The organism is Psychrobacter sp. CX14, assembly GCF_057396205.2.
Window position 1 is genome coordinate 323,596 of record NZ_CM183187.1, and the last position, 19,575, is coordinate 343,170.

The 19,575-nt window shown below is 42.1% G+C and carries 14 protein-coding genes; 8 read left to right on the plus strand and 6 right to left on the minus strand.

Annotation, left to right across the window (positions count from 1 at the left end):
- Positions 1–77 precede the first annotated feature (77 nt).
- The 5 genes from AC2SLO_RS01395 to dnaA all read right to left on the minus strand — a co-directional run bounded on the left by AC2SLO_RS01395 (position 78) and on the right by dnaA (position 8,471).
- Positions 78–722: a manganese efflux pump MntP gene (locus AC2SLO_RS01395; protein WP_486539774.1), complete on the minus strand. Its 645-nt coding sequence runs from the start codon at positions 720–722 to the stop codon at positions 78–80.
- A 159-nt stretch (positions 723–881) separates the two neighbouring features.
- On the minus strand, positions 882–3,521 hold the full coding sequence (gene gyrB, locus AC2SLO_RS01400) for a DNA topoisomerase (ATP-hydrolyzing) subunit B (RefSeq protein WP_486539772.1): 2,640 nt from the start codon (positions 3,519–3,521) through the stop codon (positions 882–884).
- 321 nt (positions 3,522–3,842) lie between these two features.
- Positions 3,843–5,132 carry a DNA replication/repair protein RecF gene (gene recF, locus AC2SLO_RS01405; RefSeq protein WP_486539770.1) on the minus strand — a complete coding sequence of 430 codons (1,290 nt, stop codon included), beginning with the start codon at positions 5,130–5,132 and terminating at the stop codon, positions 3,843–3,845.
- A 472-nt stretch (positions 5,133–5,604) separates the two neighbouring features.
- Positions 5,605–6,780: a DNA polymerase III subunit beta gene (dnaN, locus tag AC2SLO_RS01410; RefSeq protein ID WP_486539768.1), complete on the minus strand. Its 1,176-nt coding sequence runs from the start codon at positions 6,778–6,780 to the stop codon at positions 5,605–5,607.
- A 287-nt stretch (positions 6,781–7,067) separates the two neighbouring features.
- Positions 7,068–8,471 carry a chromosomal replication initiator protein DnaA gene (gene dnaA / locus AC2SLO_RS01415; protein WP_486539766.1) on the minus strand — a complete coding sequence of 468 codons (1,404 nt, stop codon included), beginning with the start codon at positions 8,469–8,471 and terminating at the stop codon, positions 7,068–7,070.
- A 668-nt stretch (positions 8,472–9,139) separates the two neighbouring features.
- Between dnaA and rpmH the strand changes: the two genes are divergently transcribed.
- The 8 genes from rpmH to AC2SLO_RS01455 all read left to right on the plus strand — a co-directional run bounded on the left by rpmH (position 9,140) and on the right by AC2SLO_RS01455 (position 16,410).
- Positions 9,140–9,274, plus strand: a complete 135-nt coding sequence (rpmH, locus tag AC2SLO_RS01420) for a 50S ribosomal protein L34 (RefSeq protein WP_007394757.1) — start codon at positions 9,140–9,142, stop codon at positions 9,272–9,274.
- Positions 9,275–9,392: 118 nt separating this feature from the next.
- Entirely contained in the window at positions 9,393–9,770 is a 378-nt protein-coding gene (gene rnpA, locus AC2SLO_RS01425; RefSeq protein ID WP_486539764.1) for a ribonuclease P protein component, read from the plus strand.
- Positions 9,771–9,841: 71 nt separating this feature from the next.
- Positions 9,842–10,270 (plus strand): membrane protein insertion efficiency factor YidD, encoded by a 429-nt coding sequence (yidD, locus tag AC2SLO_RS01430; protein WP_486539762.1) that lies wholly within the window; start codon positions 9,842–9,844, stop codon positions 10,268–10,270.
- 200 nt (positions 10,271–10,470) lie between these two features.
- Positions 10,471–12,192 carry a membrane protein insertase YidC gene (gene yidC / locus AC2SLO_RS01435; protein ID WP_486539760.1) on the plus strand — a complete coding sequence of 574 codons (1,722 nt, stop codon included), beginning with the start codon at positions 10,471–10,473 and terminating at the stop codon, positions 12,190–12,192.
- Between the two features lie 224 nt (positions 12,193–12,416).
- The gene (mnmE, locus tag AC2SLO_RS01440; protein WP_486539758.1) at positions 12,417–13,793 is read left to right on the plus strand and encodes a tRNA uridine-5-carboxymethylaminomethyl(34) synthesis GTPase MnmE; all 1,377 of its coding nucleotides are present in this window, start codon (positions 12,417–12,419) and stop codon (positions 13,791–13,793) included.
- A gap of 65 nt (positions 13,794–13,858) precedes the next feature.
- Complete coding sequence (gene nrdR / locus AC2SLO_RS01445) at positions 13,859–14,329, plus strand: transcriptional regulator NrdR (protein ID WP_486539756.1); 471 nt, start codon at positions 13,859–13,861, stop codon at positions 14,327–14,329.
- A 132-nt stretch (positions 14,330–14,461) separates the two neighbouring features.
- Complete coding sequence (gene ribD / locus AC2SLO_RS01450; RefSeq protein WP_486540215.1) at positions 14,462–15,469, plus strand: bifunctional diaminohydroxyphosphoribosylaminopyrimidine deaminase/5-amino-6-(5-phosphoribosylamino)uracil reductase RibD; 1,008 nt, start codon at positions 14,462–14,464, stop codon at positions 15,467–15,469.
- 335 nt (positions 15,470–15,804) lie between these two features.
- Positions 15,805–16,410, plus strand: coding sequence for a riboflavin synthase (locus AC2SLO_RS01455; RefSeq protein ID WP_486539754.1), 606 nt, complete (start codon positions 15,805–15,807; stop codon positions 16,408–16,410).
- 252 nt (positions 16,411–16,662) lie between these two features.
- Here AC2SLO_RS01455 and AC2SLO_RS01460 read toward each other — a convergent pair whose 3' ends face one another.
- The gene (locus AC2SLO_RS01460; protein ID WP_486539752.1) at positions 16,663–19,395 is read right to left on the minus strand and encodes a response regulator; all 2,733 of its coding nucleotides are present in this window, start codon (positions 19,393–19,395) and stop codon (positions 16,663–16,665) included.
- Positions 19,396–19,575 lie beyond the last annotated feature (180 nt).

A 19,575-nucleotide genomic window follows, 5' to 3' on the forward strand; every position in this document is an offset into this window, starting at 1 on the left:
TTTTTTATATTGTAACAAACTCAAATATCATCTAATCGGATCCCTATCTTTGCCTGTGTCAGTCTGAAATATTTTTGCTATAAAACCATTTTTATACCAATAATAATCAATACGACGCCGCCTAAAATCTCTGCCTTATCTTCAAGCCAAGTGCCCGATTGACGACCCAGATACACCCCAACAAAGCCAAATACCGCTGTCACTAAGGCAATAATCAAACAGGCTAACCACACATTGACTGCAAGTAAGTTCAATGTAAATCCTGCTGCCATGGCATCAATACTGGTAGCGATTGCCAGTGACAGCATTAACTTATGATCTGTTGTTATCGTGCGTATATTGTTTTCGGAACCCTTGTTGAGCTCGCTGCTTAGTAGCTCATCAGGTAGTAATTTATCAGGACCGCCACTAAACGCTTCATAAAGCATTTTCAGACCCAAAGTGACTAAAATAATACCTCCTATCCACGGTGCGGCAGAGGCTAACCATCCAATTATTGCTGACCCTAACAAGTAGCCCATTAAGGGCATGATGCCCTGAGCTATCCCAAAATATAGCCCTGCAGCTAAAGCTAGCTTTAATAACATAGCTGAAGGATCTGGGTGGCTAGCTTGAGTAATATTAGCTGCTGTATTTGCAGTGGCATGCTTAGCGCCCAACCCGATAGACACCGCAAAAGCATCCATCGCTAAAGCAATGGCTAAAAAGATAAGTTCAGTCATTTATTAGGCCTCTAAAATATGAGAGTAAACCGTCGTCATTATTATTTGAAGTCACACTATTTAGGAGTATAAAGCATCATGTTTCACGTGAAACAAAAAAGCCACCTTACAAGTAAGATGGCTTTTTAATTATTAGACTAATATAGTAACCGCTTAGCTTTAGATGTCTAAGTTAGTCACAGTTAATGCGTTCTCTTCAATGAACTGACGACGTGGCTCCACATCATCACCCATTAAGCACATAAATAGATGGTCAGCGGCAATCGCATCTTCAATCGTTACCTTTAACATACGGCGATTTTCAGGATCCATCGTGGTATCCCAAAGCTGATCGGCGTTCATCTCACCCAGACCTTTATAGCGCTGTACAGACAGACCACGGCGCGCATCTAGCATGACTTGCTGCCATAAGTGATCGAAGTCACGTAATAGGGTGTCTTTCTCACCGCGGCGGATATAAGCGGTATCGGTCAGTAGGGTGTTCCACTCTTTTGATAGACGCATCAAACGTCCATACTCACCTGAATTAAAGAAACCGGCATCAAGTAGATAATGCTGCGCTAAGTTATGTACGTAGATTGTGATACGTGGCAGCCACTGCGGCTTGGTCGATAGCATATCGCTGTCTTTACCTTCCACCACTTCGGCATCTTCGATATCATCATTTGGGCTATCAACTTTAGCACCAATCTTGAACTTAAACTGGTTATTGGCATCTTTATCCGCCTCAGACAGCTCATCTGTTTGCGGCGCATGAATGTTATCTAGCTCAATAACTGGGTTCAAATCACTACCAAAACGCTCTAGTTGCTCTTGTAGAGCCACTTTCCACTTACTCATGGCATCATAGTCATAAGTCATGTCAGTGTTCAGCTTAGTCACGTGCGTCAATGCATCCAGCAGTATCGCAGGATAGCGGATTTGCAAACGTGATTTAACCAATTGAGTTTGGTTATAATCGTTTAACAATTTCTCTAACGCCTGACCGGTAATTGATGGTGCATCTTCGCTGATATGCAGATTCATCTCATCAATGGTCGATGACAACAGATACGCTTTTAACGCTTCGTCGTCTTTTAGATACAGCTCTTGGCGACCTTTTTTTACTTTATAAAGTGGGGGCTGAGCGATATAGACATAACCACGTTCAATTAGCTCTGGCGTTTGACGGAAGAAGAAGGTCAACAGTAGCGTACGAATATGCGAACCATCGACGTCAGCATCGGTCATGATAATGATTTTGTGATAGCGTACTTTATCTGGATTATACTCATCTGGACCAATACCACAGCCTAATGCTGTGATTAATGTACCGACTTCAGCAGACGATAACATCTTGTCAAAACGGGCACGCTCAACGTTTAGAATCTTACCTTTTAGTGGCAAAATTGCTTGCGTCTTACGGCTACGGCCCTGTTTTGCAGAACCACCCGCAGAGTCACCCTCCACAATGTACAGTTCAGATAACGCAGGATCTTTTTCCTGACAATCCGCCAACTTACCTGGTAATCCCGCGATATCTAATGTGGTTTTACGGCGTGTGAGCTCACGCGCTTTACGTGCTGCATCACGGGCACGCGCTGCATCGATAATCTTATTAGCAATCGATTTTGCGGCACCTGGGTGCTCAAGCAAATAGTCGTTAAACTTATCGTGCATTGCCGATTCAACCGCTGATTTTACTTCACTAGAGACCAATTTATCTTTGGTTTGGCTAGAGAATTTAGGATCAGGTACTTTTACTGAAACAATCGCCGTTAAGCCTTCACGCGCATCGTCACCCGTGGTGTTAACTTTATCTTTTTTGATTAACTTCTCGTTGTCCATATACGTATTTAGACAACGGGTCAGTGCCGAGCGGAAACCAGATAAATGAGTACCCCCATCTTTTTGCGGGATGTTATTGGTAAAGCACAATACTTTTTCATTATAAGTATCTGTCCACTGCAGCGCCGCTTCAACCACGATACCGTCATCTTGTTCGCTAACAAAGTGGAATACTTCGTTAAGGCCTTCTTTACCGGCATTAATATACGCCACAAACTCAGATAAACCGCCTTTGTGTTCAAAGACATGCTGTTTGTCAGTACGCTCATCAGTTAATACGATACGTACACCTGAGTTTAAGAACGACAGCTCACGTAAGCGTTTGGCCAAGATATCAAAATCAAAGACAGTGCCTGTGAATACGTCTGAGCTTGGATAAAAGCGAATCTGCGTACCGGTTTTGTCGGTTTCTTCTAACTCTTGGATGTCACTGTCTGGCACACCATCACTATAAGTTTGCTGATAATGATGACCTTCACGCCAAATATTCATCTCAAGCTTTTTAGATAAGGCATTAACCACAGATACACCCACACCATGTAAACCGCCTGATACCTTGTAGCTGTTGTCATCGAACTTACCACCGGCGTGTAGCACAGTCATAATCACCTGAGCGGCAGACACGCCTTCTTCAGGATGCACATCGATAGGAATACCACGACCATTATCCATAACGCTGACAGATTCATCTTCATGAATAATGATATCAATTTGATCACAGTGCCCTGCTAAGGCTTCATCAATTGAGTTATCGACTACCTCAAAGACCATGTGGTGTAGACCCGTACCATCATCGGTATCACCAATGTACATACCAGGACGCACACGCACTGCTTCAAGCCCGCGTAATACGCGAATGTTTTTTGAGCTATATTCTTCTGGTAGCGCATCTGCAGGTAAATCTGCAACATCGACGCCCTCAGGTAAGCCCTCTATTAGCTCTTGTTCGGTAATAGGGTTTGATTCACTCATGAGTTATCCTTTACTAATACGGCAGTGCTGATATGTTCAGCAAATCAAATGGCATATGATGTGATTGTCTCGTGCGCAATTTTGTCAATAAATTTAAAGTAATTAAATTCAAAGAAATCGGACAGTTAATCAGTGGGTTTTTATAAAATAGCCCTTCAGCTTTGACATTCCGTTTTTGCCAAATACCCGTGTCATTATGCCAATAATATGGGGGTAAAACTTAGTCATTATTATAGCATTTTTTGGCAATAAAAGCATGGTCTATATTGGTCGCAATTACTGCTATTTAAGGGCCTTAAGCTGCTTTGTTATGGCGTTAAATTATTCTGCCAAAGTTACTGCACCTTGTTTCACGTGGAACATCTTTGCATTTGGCCAAAATCCGGTTATTTGCTGCATAACGGACGCATCTAGACTAGTGATAAATACCTGACAAGATAATTGCGATAGCGTCTTTAAAAGAATAGTCAGTGCCCGTCCGTCAAGCTCTGCAGTGATATCATCTAACAGCACGATAGGTAAGATACTGCTATCGAAATCGACCTCATAAGCCTGCTGCGGATTGGCCAGCGTTAATAGAGGCAACTGAGACAGCCTGAGTGCGGTTATCAGTAGCTTTTTTTCTCCACGCGACAATACATTAGCCGCTTGTTCACGCACGCTACCTTGTATATCTACCGTCTCTATCTCGTTTGGATAACTGTCTCCTAGGCTTTCTACTAAATCATCTTCTAAATCATTTTGCGGCACTAAGTTATGATTGGTAACTTCACTCCCATACTGGCTCTGCGCACGCGCATCTTGACGCGTCTCAGCATTATCAACCCAAAGTACCTGAATATCAGCACGATGGCAGCCTACTCGGGTATAGCCTGTTTGACAATCTTGCGCCAACCGTTGTTGTAGCAACTCATCAAGCGGTATCTCGGTGTTATAACCTGGTGAGAACCTTAGCTGAATAAACGGCGCATACTCAGGTAAGAGCTCAGAAATCAGTTGCTCAAACCAAGGCTTCCACTCCTCAAAAGCTTGCAGGCGGTAATGGGTGATTAAAGCCGCATGAGTTGCCAGCCCTTTATCCCAGGCGGCGAGCTCTTGTTTTTGGGCTATGGATAACTGGTTTGACTGTCTTAATATGGTATTACGCTGCTTTAATAATCGCTGATAAGCTAGCCACTGAGAATGAAAGCCAAGTTTCACGTGAAACGTTATCCAGTCCAAAAGCTGTCTTCGACTGCTACTACCGACTTCCAAAATATCCATTGATGATGGGTCAATCAGTAACGTCGGTAACTGCTTAGCAAGCGCACTTTGTACGTAGACGGTCTGCTGCCCAAGTCGCATCGTTGTACTGGCATCCTGAGCCTTTTGAATCGCCATACTGTTCCCGTCTGCAAACTTCGCATGCACCGTCGCGGTAGGCGCATGATGTGAGATATAGCGCTTTGGCTGATGATGACGAAAGCTTTTGCCACGAGATAATAAGTAAAGTGATTCTAATAAAGAGGTTTTTCCACTGCCATTGCCGCCCACGAATACATTGCACTGCCCGACATGAATGCTCACGGCATGCAAATTACGTAAATCATAGACGCTCAGTTGGGTCAGCATAAATAACTACCTTATAAAAACAGCTTACAGACTCAGTTCATGATCTGCTTATTTTAATTATGAAATGGAAGGATTCGTCGGTAACGAATAGTGACGCTTATAAATTATTTAAGCTTTATTTATAATAATTATTAAAATTAATCAGGACTGTATTTTAAATTAGTACTTCGAGAGTTCAAATTAGTGCCTCAAGAGTTATAGCTACTTTAATAAATCTACTGACTTATTTCAGTTTAAATTTTGATAAGACAACCCTCACCTTTGTCAGTCAAATTTAAACTGGATAGCAAAATTAATAGCCGATCAAACCAGTGTAATCTATTTAACATAATGTATTTAGTTATACACAACCAGATTATGTTAAATGATTATCAAAAAAGCCACGCTCAATTTGGCATAAAAAAAGCAAAGTCCGAAGACTTCGCTTTTTAGTAGTCATTTTAAGCAACCCTTATCTTGTCGCTTATTCAAATTATATACGCATTGGCATAATAACGTATTGATGCTGCGTATCATTGAGCTGATTAACCAGTACTGAGCTATTGGCTTGACTCATATGCAGTTGTACATCACCGCCCAATACGTCCAACACATCTTGCAGATAAGCGGCGTTAAAAGACAGCTCTAAAGGCTCGCCCTGATACTGTACTTGGATGCCCTCAACTGCTTCGTCTTGCTCTGCGTTATTGGCACGTACTTCTACACTACCATCCACAGAGAAGTTAAAAATAACGCCTCGTGACTTCTCATTACTTAAGATAGCCACTCGTCGCAATACTTCTGTCATACGCTCTTTGTTGACCAAGGCTATCTTATCAGTATTGTTTGGCATAACGCGGCGGTAATCAGGGAATTTGCCATCAATTAAGCGTGCAGTAAAGGTCACTTTTACCGAATCATCAATTTGACCGGTACTGTCTACATTACCAAACGGCAAAGTCACTTGTAAGAATTCGCGACCAAAGCTTAGTGTCAGATTGCCATCTTTATCTCCAACCAGTTTGCCCAACTCATTAGCTAAACGATCAAGTTCAATAACGGCTTTGCGTGGCAAAATAGCCTGCATCTGAAAGTCATCTGCCACCTCAATTACACTGCGTGCAAGCGCCAAACGGTGACCATCGGTAGCCACGGTGGTTAACTGACGCTGGCCTACCTCAAATAACATGCCGGTTAAATAATAACGCACGTCTTGGATGGCCATCGCAAACTGTGTTTTCGACATCAAATCAAGAAGCACTGTGCGGCTTAAAGTCAGCGGTGTGATATTTGCAGGGCTGCCTAATAACGGGAAATCCTCTGCCGGTAATGTACCCAGTATAAAGCGGCTCTTACCACTGGTAATAACGCAGCGCTCATTGGCTTCTGCACTGATATTAATCATGGTATCTTTCGGCAATAGCTTACAGATATCATGTAGCTTAGAGGCAGGCAACGTTGTTGCGCCAACACTACCAGTTGCGCCATTACCTAAGTGTACTTCTGCGGTAAGCTCTACCTCTAAGTCAGATGCCGTCAGACGCAGTAGCGACTCTGTAATCTCAAGCTTAATATTACCCAAAACCACCATGTTATGGCGTTTATCTGCTGCTTTAGCAATCAAATTAATGGCTTTTAGCAGTAACTCACGATTAATAGACAGTTGCATAATAATAGGACTCTTTGATTAGGTCTTTATAATTTAATATCGGGTGTCATTGCTCATACTAAGGACCAGCGGATATCTTAAATATCAATTTTAAGCTTCAAATTTCAGTACTAAAAAATTTCAGTACTAAAATAGTAGCCCAAATTAGCTTGTCAGTTACGCTCCATACTGTCCTTAAATACATCATGGCTCGTGCTAGTATAACTAAATATTCAGTACTGTGCACCGCTTGTCTTATTTGTCCTCAAGCATCTTAAAATTCAACAATCCTTCCTAACAAATACGCTCTACCCTGCTTGTAGTGTCATAGCCAATGCTTTGTATTCTTTATCAAGCATGGGGTCTTCACTGCGTAGCTGAGCCACTTTATCACAAGCATGCATCACCGTCGTATGATCACGGCCACCAAAGGATTGGCCAATATCAGGGAAGCTGTCTTTGGTTAACTCACGCGCAAGTGCCATGGCAATCTGACGAGGACGTGCAATACTCCGTGTTCGCTTTTTACCCATCAAATCTTTTATTGAGACATCATAATATTCGGCAACAACTTTACGGATATTATCCATGCTCACCGCTTGTGAGCGAATGGCAATCACATCTTTTAGCGCATACTGCACCATGTCCAAATCAATCGGATTACCTGTCAAATTGGCATTGGCAACCACTTGATTAAGCGCCCCTTCTAAACGGCGCACATTAGAGACCACGTTTTGAGCAATAAATAACGCGCACTCTTTTGGCAGATCTATATTAGACAATGATGCTTTTTTCTGTAGAATCTGCATTCGCGTTTCCATCTCTGGTGGCTCAATGGCCACTGCAAGACCCGACGAAAAACGTGACCGGAAACGCTCATCGAACTCCGTCATTTGCGACGGATGCCTGTCTGAGGCCAAGATAACCTGCTTACCCTCAACCATAAAATCGGCAAACAAAGATAAAAACTCGTTACTTGATTTGGTCTTTCCAGCTAAAACGTGAACATCATCGATAATTAATAAATCAACACGTTTAATTTTCTTTTTGAATTCTTCTATTTTTTGATTACGCAGCGCATGCACTAACTGATTAATAAATTTCTCTGAAGAAAAGTAATAAAACGTTTTACCTAATTTTAAATAGCGATGTGCTACCGAGTGCATCAAATGCGTTTTACCCAAACCAGAGGCGCTATACAAAAACAGCGGATTGTGCTGATTCTGTGATTGTTTTTTACCCAGCTCTAAGCAAGCCTTATACGCCAACATATTAGATTTACCACTGACAAAAGTCTCAAAGGTAAAGTATGGGTTGATATAGCTCAGCGCTTTGTCCGATGACAATAAGTGTTCAGACGGTCCTGCTGTATTATGCGATAGAGGAGATCTGTTCAAACCACCGGATGGCGTCTGACTCGTCTGAGTGTTATTGCTTGAAATTCCATTACTGCCCGATTGTGAACTACTCTCGACTTGAATGACCACTCGCTCAATATCACCACCACTGTGCTGCTTGACTAACGTCTCAATATCAGTGAAATGATGCTGCTGGATGTGCGATACAAAATACTGGTTAGGGGCCAAGACCTCTAATGTGGTTCCGACTACCTTCGCGGATAACGGACGCAGCCACATCGTAAATTCATTTTCTTTGAGTTGATATTTTAAATCATTAAGACATTTATCCCACAACGACAAACTATCCGACATGACGATTTGGCCCTAAATAAAATATAAATGGAGAGGGTAGGGCCTATATGACCACAGCCCAACACAATTGAGAAGCGTACTTTAGCACATAAGACAGCAATTATCATGTATTTTATTCTGTGGATAACTTTGTTATTAACTCTGTGGATAACTTTTTATGGCAAGTTATACAGGTTTTAACCACAGGTTTTACACAGCAATAACCACAGGATAAATATATGTTATTACTGTATTTTTTACGGTTATACACAGGTAAATAGGGTGCTAATAATAACAAAAGAACTATTATATATATAATTATGGGTTAATCACGCTTCTGTGGATAAGTCTCTATAATAAGATTTTTATTTTCTAGTAAGATGTAAGGGAGGCAGGGATTAAACTCATTAAATGCAGTGCTCATAGTTATAAATTAAACAAAGAATGTGAATGTATTTGTCAGTAGTTTTAAGATTAAAATTAGCAGCAGTTCAAGCATACTAAATTCTAAAAACAGGATATTCCTACGGGTGTTATTAGTAATAAGCCAATGTATTAATTAGCATCTACAGGGTATTTATTATTGACATAAACCTAAGACACTGGCATAATCATTCGTTACTACAAATTCTTAGTGAACTCTATCTGTCTTTACTTTTAATTCTTTTCTTTGCTGTCAAAGGTGATTTATGAAACGTACATTCCAGCCAAGCGTTATCAAACGCAAGCGCACTCATGGTTTCCGTGCTCGCATGGCAACTAAAAAAGGCCGTCAAGTTTTAGCACGCCGCCGCGCCAAAGGTCGTCATCGTTTAACGGTGTAATTCATTCTTTAATGAGTGAATTAAGATCTAACAAATTGATATCGTATTATTAAAAGCACCTAACTCAGGTGCTTTTTTTCTTATGTATCTGCAAATTTTAATCGACTGTTGACATCACATGACTGATTATTGCTATCCCAAATCAAAGCGTTTACTAAAACCGGATCAATTCAAAGCGATATTTAATAAACCATTATTTAAAATTCACCAAACCCATTTTATGGCGTTTGCGTATGATTCGGAGCAGCAACAAGCACGATTGGGAATGGCCATTACTAAAAAGAAAATTCCAACAGCAGTGGCAAGAAACAAAATCAAACGGATTATCCGCGAGCAGTTTCGTCACCAGCATAGCGCACTCCCCGCTGTGGATATCGTGTTCATATTAAAGAAATCCTCTAAGGCGCTCAGTAATGATGAGCTTCGTACTGAGATAGATGCTATTCTGACAAAGGTAATTAAAAAGAGTCAAAGACAGGGTAATGTCGCTAAGTAACTCAATACTTGTACATAATCTAAGTGACAGCCTCAAAGACTTTTAGCCATCGAGCAGACTATGGAGGATGTATGTTATCAGCGATAGTATCGAGGTTTTTCATCGCCGTTATTAGAATATATCAACGTATCATCAGCCCTTTATTGCCTGCTCGTTGCCGATATTATCCGACCTGCTCTGAGTATGGGGTAACAGCTATTAAGTGGCATGGCCCTAGGATTGGCGGCATATTGACAGCTAAGCGGATTGCGCGTTGTCACCCACTCGGCGGTCATGGTATCGACTTTGTTCCACTGCCTCTTTATAAAGATATTTTTTATCCTGTATTAGGAGCCACTGCTAAAGTTCCGAATTCGTCATCTCTTTCTTCACCCCCTCGACACGCTGTGTTAGATTTAACTCATTCACTAACTATTGTTTCACGTGAAACAATACTTTTAGAGCGCGGTATCTATAAAGATAACAGCAGTTATGTCGCAAGATTAAACCGATTACTCTAACGCACCCTGACTTGATTAAAACAATTCAACATCATGTTAATGCTTATTTATAGCAGAGCATCACCTTCTATATCATTTACTAGGGTTTTTTAGTAAAATAGTCACCATTTTGTAAACGCTCTGGGTGTCTTGCGCCTTTTGATCCCTCACGTTTCGCTTTAAATTTAGAACATTCATTTTGAGTTGTTTAGGACAATCTTATGCAAAAGATACTACGGGTGCTCATCATCATTGCGATGCTGATTACCGCTTATTTGTTGGTGCTTGCTTGGCAGAAGGACTATGCTGATGCACCGGCAGTAGACACAGCAACCCCTTCTGTATCCACGTCGTCGTCTGGAGCAGATGTTCCTATGAGTTCTGGTGCAGGTGATATACCTGCGACGTCTGACACGGATGTGCCAGTAACCACCAATAATGATGCGCCTGTTGCCAATAATGGGGTAGCATCAGCTGCACACCAACAAGAGCGTGCGCTTATTGATGTCAAAACAGATGTCTACAATATTAAGATCGACCCTGTTGGTGGCGATGTGGTGTATGCCGCTTTACTGAATTATGACGCGACTTTAGACAGTGAAAACCCATTTGTACTGCTGGAAGAAGATTCGAATCGAATCTATGTTGCTCAATCTGGGTTAGCAGGTGTCAATGGTATTGATACTCAAAATGGGCGTGCGGAATACAGCTATCTGTCAGACAGCTATACGCTTCAGCCAGACCAAGACACCTTGAATGTTCCTTTAACTTATAAGCAAGATGGTGTAACGGTTACCAAAACCTTTACATTCACTAAGGGTAAATACCCAATCACGGTGAATTACAATATCAACAATGCCACGGCTCAGCCTTGGAATGGTGAGTTGTTTGCTCAGCTTAAACGTGATGACAGTAAAGATCCTGGTATGGCAGATAAAGGCGCGCTAAGCATGGCCACTTATCTAGGCGGTGCTTGGGGTACACCTGATGATGATTATAATAAGTTGAAGTTTAAAAACTTTGGCGAAGATGAGCTAACCGCTAAGAGCTCAGAAGGCTGGGTTGGTATTGTTCAACATTACTTCGTTTCTGCTTGGACCCCTGAAAATTTCACTGGTACCTTCTATAGCAATGAGAGTAATGGCGATTTCTTTATTGGTATGAAGAGTGAGCCACTAGTGGTACCTGCTAACAAGCAGATGAATATCGCTGCCACTTTGTACGCCGGTCCTAAAGTACAAGACAAGCTAATTGGATTTGCACCAGGCTTTGAGAAAACTGTAGATTATGGCTGGGCATGGCCAATCTCTAAGTTCTTATTTATGATTATCTCAGCGATTCATAGTGTTGTGGGTAACTGGGGTTGGGCTATTATTGGTCTAACACTGGCAGTGAAAATAGCATTAATGTGGATATCTCATAAAAGCTATTATTCGATGGCAAAAATGCGTGCACTTGCCCCTCGCCTAGCAGCTCTGAAAGAAGAGCATGGCGATGACCGCATGAAAATGTCACAAGAGATGATGGCTATTTATAAGGAAGAGAAAGTCAATCCGATGGCAGGATGTTTACCCATCTTGCTACAGATGCCGATTTTCTTAGGCTTGTATTACATGCTTATCGAAAGTGTTGAGCTGCGTCATGCACCGTGGATTCTATGGATTCAAGATTTGTCATCGATGGATCCTTGGTTTATCCTACCAATCCTGATGGGTGCAAGTATGTTTGCTCAGCAGATGTTTAGTCCGCAGCCGACTGATCCGATGCAAGCGAAAGTGATGAAGTTCTTACCCATTATCTTCACCTTATTCATGTTATTCTTCCCTGCAGGTCTGGTGTTGTACTGGACAGTAAACAACTTATTTACCATGGGTCAGCAGTATTTTGTGAATAAGAAAGTAGAGAAAGAACAGCGTGAAAAAGCTGCGAGAATGGCAGGTTAATTCGCCTAAATAATACGGCTTGATTTAATCTAAAAAACGCTAACGGAGCACCTATATGTAACATATAGGTGCTTTTGTTTTATATAACTAACATTGAATATGTGGCACTTAGTACCTACTATAGTTAAATAACTTATGATAAGTGTTCTTAAGTTGCCTGATTTATAACTAGACAGACACCTTGGCTGATATTGTGGCCATGACTTGATTTTGAGCCTATATTTATGACAAACGTTAAAACCATTGCTGCCATTGCAACGCCCGTTGGTAGAGGCGGCGTTGGTATCATTCGCTTATCGGGCCCAAAAGCCTATGCCATTGCCTGTGCACTCACCGGCAAAGACAGCTTTACGCCAAGATTGGCCAGCTTTTGCCGCTTTTATGATTCCGATAAAAAGGTGCTAGATGAAGGCCTGGTACTTTATTTTAAGGCACCGCATTCTTTTACTGGCGAGGATGTGATTGAGCTACAAGGTCATGGCGGTGTGATTTTACAAAATCAGCTCTTAGGCCGTGTATTTGAATTGGGCGCGCATCAAGCACAAGCGGGTGAGTTCTCTTATCGGGCGTTTGAGAATGATAAGCTGGATTTGCTACAAGCTGAGGCCATTGCTGATGCGATTGACGCTACTAGCGTGGCAGCGGCAAATAGTGCAATTCGTTCCTTAACGGGTGAGTTTTCTAACCGTATCAATGCCGTATTAGAGTCGTTGATTGAGCTGCGCCTGTATGTTGAAGCGTCTATTGATTTCCCTGACGAAGAAGATGTGGACTTCTTATCTGATGGTGTTATCGAAGGTAAATTAACCGTTATACAAGATAAAGTGGCCACGATACTTGCCACTGCTCAGCAAGGTCAGCTGTTACGCGATGGCGTACATGTGGTCTTAGCAGGGCGTCCTAATGCCGGCAAATCAAGCCTGTTAAACAGTCTAGCAGGCCAAGAACGTGCCATTGTAACCGACGTGGCAGGCACTACAAGAGACACGCTACAAGAGACCATTGTGCTCAACGGTCTGACCATTCATTTAACAGATACCGCAGGTCTTCGTGATACGACCGATGCGGTGGAGCGTATTGGTATTGAGCGCGCACGCACGGCGATTAATCAAGCAGACTTACTGCTTTTGGTATACGACTTATCACAGGATACCAACCCGCTAACACTCGCTACCGAGCTGTTTGGAGAAGGTAGGTCAGGCGGTGATTTTGATACCTCAAGACTATTATTAATCGGTAATAAACGCGATCTGGTGGACGAGGCTTTGGCAGATACTCAAACTGTTTCAGGCTATGACCAAGTCAATGTGTCTTGCGAAACGGCCGAAGGTATCGATAGTTTAGTGACACTTCTGTGCGATAAAGTTGGCTTTCATCCGCCTGAAAACAGTATGATTGCACGTACGCGTCATCTAGATGCCCTTCGCCGAACTCAGCAGCATTTAGAGGATGCATTTGAGCAGCTTGTGCATCATCAAGCAGGAGAGCTGGTAGCTGAAAGTCTACGTCAAGGGCAGTTTAGCTTGGGTGAGATTACCGGTGAATTTAGTGCTGATGATTTGCTTGGCCGTATTTTTGGTAGCTTCTGTATTGGTAAATAACCAATATTCAATTAACAGTCACCCTTATTATCCCTGTCTATATTAAGTTTTATTGAGAGTAAATTATGCAGTGCCCTTATTGTAATGCTGATGATACAAAGGTAATCGACTCACGCTTGGCGGCTGAGGGCGCGCAAGTACGTCGCCGCCGTCAGTGTAATCAGTGCCAAGAGCGCTTTACTACCTTTGAGGTGGTTGAAGTTGTCATGCCGCGTATTATCAAATCTAACGGCCGTATTGAGCCGTATGATTCACAGAAATTAAGACGTTCTATTCAGCTGCCTCTGCAAAAAAGACCGGTCACTATTGATGAGCAAGAGGCCATGATTAGCCGCATTGAGAAGCGTATTCGTCAGCTTGGTGAGCGTGAAATTAGCAGTAAGGACTTGGGTGAAGTGGTGATGAGTGAGCTTAAAACCCTTGATGATGTGGCCTATGTACGCTTTGCCAGTGTCTATCGTGATTTTCAGGATATTGAGGCGTTTCAGCAAGAGCTGCAAAACATTCGCCCGATTGATACCAAGCCTACCGAATAACAGATGCTATAACCCTTTAATCAATACAATGGGTAAATACTTATGCAAACGTCTATCCCTTTAGAGAGCAGCGCTTCCTCATTTAGCCCTAATAGCCTAACCAGTGGCATACAGCCGCAAGATAGCTACTATATGAGCTTGGCGATAGAAGAGGCCAAAAAAGGACTCTATACCACCCGTCCAAATCCAGCGGTCGGCTGCGTTATTATTAAAGAGGGGACCATTGTGGGTAGCGGCTTTCATCCAAAAGCCGGAGAGCCTCATGCTGAAGTGTTTGCGTTAAGGCAGGCGCAGCAACAGGCCGAGGGCGCGACTGCTTATGTGACACTCGAGCCCTGTAGTCATACAGGCCGCACACCGCCTTGTGCTAAAGCTTTGATTAATTCAGGTGTAGCACGGGTGGTCATTGCAGGACTTGATCCCAATCCTAAAGTCGCAGGCCGCGGTGTCGCGATGCTAAAAGACGCCGGTATTGATGTTACCGTTGGCGTTGCTACCAAACAGGCAGAACAGCTTAATCTAGGCTTTTTAAAGGCCATGCGTACCCAAATGCCATATGTGCGTTTAAAGATTGCCAGTAGCTTAGATGGCCGTACAGCGATGGCATCTGGTGAGTCTAAGTGGATAACCGGACCGGCTGCTCGTGAGGATGTACAAAAGCTGCGAGCCCTGAGCGGCGCTATTATTACCGGCAGTCAGACCATCATTGATGACAATCCGAGTCTGAATGTACGTTCCACGCAGCTGGGTGTGCCTGCAGATAATATTCCGCAGCCAAAAGTGGTGGTATTAGACAGACGTAGCCGATTACAAGACTCTCAGTCTTATACAGTGCTACAGAATACGGATACGTTGCTATATACGCAAAGCGATTTACAGCAGTTGTTACGCAGCTTGGTGGCCGATTATCAAGTACAGGATGTATTGGTCGAAGCAGGGGCTCAGGTAGCAGGCAGCTTTGTACAAGCACGACTTGTGGATGAATTAATTGTTTATCAAGCGCCTTGTATCTTAGGAGGCTCTGCTAAACCGATGCTTTCACTAGATATAGATGACCTGTCTTTACAGCAACGTTTCTTTTTAGACTCCTCATCAGCTATTGGCGAAGACCTTAAGCTTGTTTTTAAGCCGTTGGTATAGAGGCTAAGACTCTAGTGCAGCATTCTTTATAAAAGTTATCCACAAAATAGATTTAGAAAACATATTTTTAATTGGCGACTAGAGGTGTTTCACATGAAACTGTGGATTAATTTTGTTTCATGTGAAACATAGATACGTTATAAAAATCGGAAAGTATTGATATTACTAGGTTTCACGTGAAACTCGAGGTAAGTTAAAAACAAAACCCATAATTAAATTTAGCTGTGGATAACTTTGAGAGTTAATGGCAATAAGCGATTATAAATAGTTTTCAGAAAAAGTTATCCACAGAGTATCAGTAAGATCTTATAGCCGTATATTATTAAGGAATTGTTATGTTCACAGGTATTATTGAGAGCACCGGTAAGCTGCGCAAGATAGAAGAAATTGACGGTGATGTACGTTTGATTATTGAATCTGATGATTTAGATTTTAGTGATGTCAACTTAGGCGACTCGATTGCCTCTAATGGTATTTGTTTAACTGTGGTGGATATGAACGACAACAGTTATGCCGTCGATGTATCACGTGAAACATTAAATAAGACAGCAATGAATAACTGGAAAGTAGGCGATAAGCTGAATTTAGAAAAAGCCATGTTGCCGACTACTCGATTTGGGGGGCATATGGTGTCAGGGCACGTTGATGGCGTGGGCACTATCGAGGTGATGGAAGCGGATGCACGCTCTATTTATATAGAAATAGCCATTCCAGAAGCACTGAAAAAGTATGCAGCGACCAAAGGCTCGATTACAGTAGACGGGATTAGCTTAACGACTAACTTGGTTAAAGATAATATTGTTTGCTTAAATATCATACCGCACACTGCAGAGGTAACTAATATTGCCAATCATTGGCAGGTGGGTGGCCCTGTAAATATCGAGGTGGATTTAATTGCCCGTTATCTAGAGCGTTTAACCCGTGTTTCAGATGAGTCTTAAAACAAAGAATCTGAATATTTCAATAAGTGGTGTTTATTAAGTTGGAATGCATTTTCATCGAACTTATTAGGGCGTGTCCTCAATCCGTACGATTACATTTAAATGGGCTAAAAATAGCTAAATCTTGTCATACTGCCTCAAATAACGGGTAAATATCTCGATATTTACGGCATTACTTTCCTTGTCTGACTGCGGTTTATTTTATTTTTATCACCATTTTCATAATGAGGACACGCCCTAAACACTACTTTTTTATAAATAAAACGATAAGATTTTAGCTAATAGTTCTTTGTTAATCGGCTTAGTAAGAAAGTCATTCATACCAGCAATCAAGCATTCTGCTTTGTCGTTATCAGTATTATTGGCAGTCAGGGCGATGATAGGAATAGGGTTATTCGAGGTACGAATAATTCGTGTCGTCTCTAAGCCATCAATAATTGGCATTCTACAATCCATCAAAATTAAATCGATATCATCCCTTTGTTCAAGATAACTCAATACTTCTTGACCATTATTGGCGCTGATACTCAAATAGCCGAGCTTGTTTAATAACGCACTGACAATACGGCGATTTAGGGCATCATCTTCTGCAATTAACACTAGCGGCTTAAAGGTTAATGCTTTATTGGTGCTAACCAGAGCTGGTGCTGGTAGCGAGGATAGGCTAGGTGTGATTCGCTGCCTCTGCTCAATAGGAGGCACGACGCTCGGACGCTGCGCCTTCATTCGGCCTATCTGCATCAGTGCTCGAGCGATTTGTGCTGCCATTATTGGCTTATTCAAAATAACCGAATATTGGTCACGCCGTGACTTATCAATGGCATTTCTAGGACGCATGGTCAGTAATATTTTAGGCGTGCTTTGCCAAGCGTCTAGTACTTCAAGCTCAGTGATACTGCTTGTATGATAAAGCTCTTCTTCTACCAAAATAACCAATAGTCTGTCTGAGTCATTTGCCCGACTCACTGCGTCTAAGCCTTCTTTAGTGATTCCAGCATATGCCTTAAAATTATGATTTAAAAATTGACTAAATTCATTAAAGGCTTGGCTTGAGACAGGCTGATTATGAAAAGAAATCAGCTGAACTTTGCTCAGCTGTGGATGTTGAAGATAGGCCGGTATCTGATATAAATCCGAAGTGATTGGTAGACACAAACTAAAGGTACTGCCTTGACCCAGCTCACTTTTAATGTGAATAAAGCCGCCTAGTAGCTGTGCAAAGCGGTTAGAAATAGCCAGTCCTAAGCCAGTACCCCCAAATTGTTGGCTAATAAGTCCGTTGGCTTGATGGAAGTCGCTAAACAGGCGTGACTTATCATTTTCATCAATCCCAATACCGGTATCTTCAACCGCAAAGCATACCCAAGGCGATTGTATATCTGCTTGCGGACTCAGAGATGCCTCTATCATCATGTGACGCAGCTGAGTACTGTGTGCCGGTAGGTAGCGCACATGTAGCGCTACATAGCCAGAATGGGTGAACTTAATGGCATTGCCAATCAGATTCATCAAAATTTGCTGCAAGCGAGTAGCATCGGTGTCAAGATAACGCGGCGCTTGCGGATAAAAGAAGGTCAGTAACTCAATATTTTTGGTATAGGCGCTACTACTCAGTAAGTTCGCTACTTGATAACTTAAGTTTAAAATATCAATACGCTCTAGTACGGTATTAAGCTTACCGGCATCCATCTTTGCAATGTCGAGCATGTCATTTAACATGGTCAACATGGTTTGGCTGGTCTGTAATAATAAACGATAGGTTTCGTTTTGATACTCATCCAAACGGCCAGTGTCTATAAGATCAATAAGGCTAATCATACCGCTTAGAGGTGTACGTAATTCATGGCCCAATAGTGACCATAACTTATCAAACTGGATCAGTTCAGCAGCTTGTGAATGCACCTTTTTGGTAATATCACCCAGCTCCTGAGTAAGGTGACTGATGTCGGTTAATACGGCACTAAATCCTTGTACCTGCCCTTGTTGGCCCGTCCATGGCTGTAGATGTAATAGATAATCGGTTTGACTCTCAATGCTTGAAACATTAAAGGTTTGCGCATTAGTAAGACGACCAATCCTGCTCAAATGACGCTGAGTCAGCTTATCTTTGCCTGTCAAAAAGTCGGTCACAAAATAAATGATATGCTCATCAAATGCGGTCATAAACGATTGCTCGAAGCGGCGATTAAAATAACTCACTTGACCTTTTTTATTAATAAAAAATAGCGGCAGCGGTGAGTAATCGGTCAATCGTAGCAGGCGCTTTTCTAATAATGTGGTGCGACGATGGGTTTGATGCAGTTGCTGATTAATTCGGTCCAAACGATTAGCCAAGCGCAGAAACTCTTGGCTAATCCCAAAATCACTGTCGAAAATCGGAGTATAAGGCTCGTTTAAACAATTAGGGAAATGTTGACTGTAATCAATGATTTGCGACCACGCTCTTTTATTTCGCATTACCAAATAAAGATTGAAGGTAAACAACACCAGAGCGGTTAGCAGCGGTAGCCAATACAGCGGATTAAACCAATCAATCGGCATGGGCGGGTGGATGATTTGAATATAAGTTTGATAGCCATTTGGCAAATTGGCCCAGCCTAGTAGCTGCTTAGAATCTGTAATTTGGTACTTGGTGCTTTGCGCCTCTGTGGGTCCCCAATAAGGAAGGCTGAAAAACTCAACTTGACTTTGATCGTCCCTATGATGGGTATAAACCAATGGCTGACCAGATGCAGTCATCACCATAATATGGTGACTGACATTATTACTACCAATAAGTTTGGTAGAGACGGCAGACAAATTAAGAGTATTATGATTGAGCTGATCGGTTAGTTCATAATAAAGCTGATTAAATGCCTTTTGGCTAGTGATTAAACGCTGTTCATGTAAACTGACAAGCAAAATGATGTAGCACAACGTGGTTAATACCAGAAGTGTCAGGGTATGAAAGTTAAAGACATAATGCAAAGGTGCTTTTTTTAGCATGAGCGTTGGGCGCGGTTACAAGTAAAAGATCTGAAAATAACAGAGATGGTATTGAGTATAGCACTCTACAGCGCTGATCTGAGGTCAGATTTAGAGGTAACTAGTCCTGTTTGAGTCATCCACAGCACCAATGTTTTTGCTATAAAAAATAAGTGATAAGCGTGTTGCTACAAAGGCTAA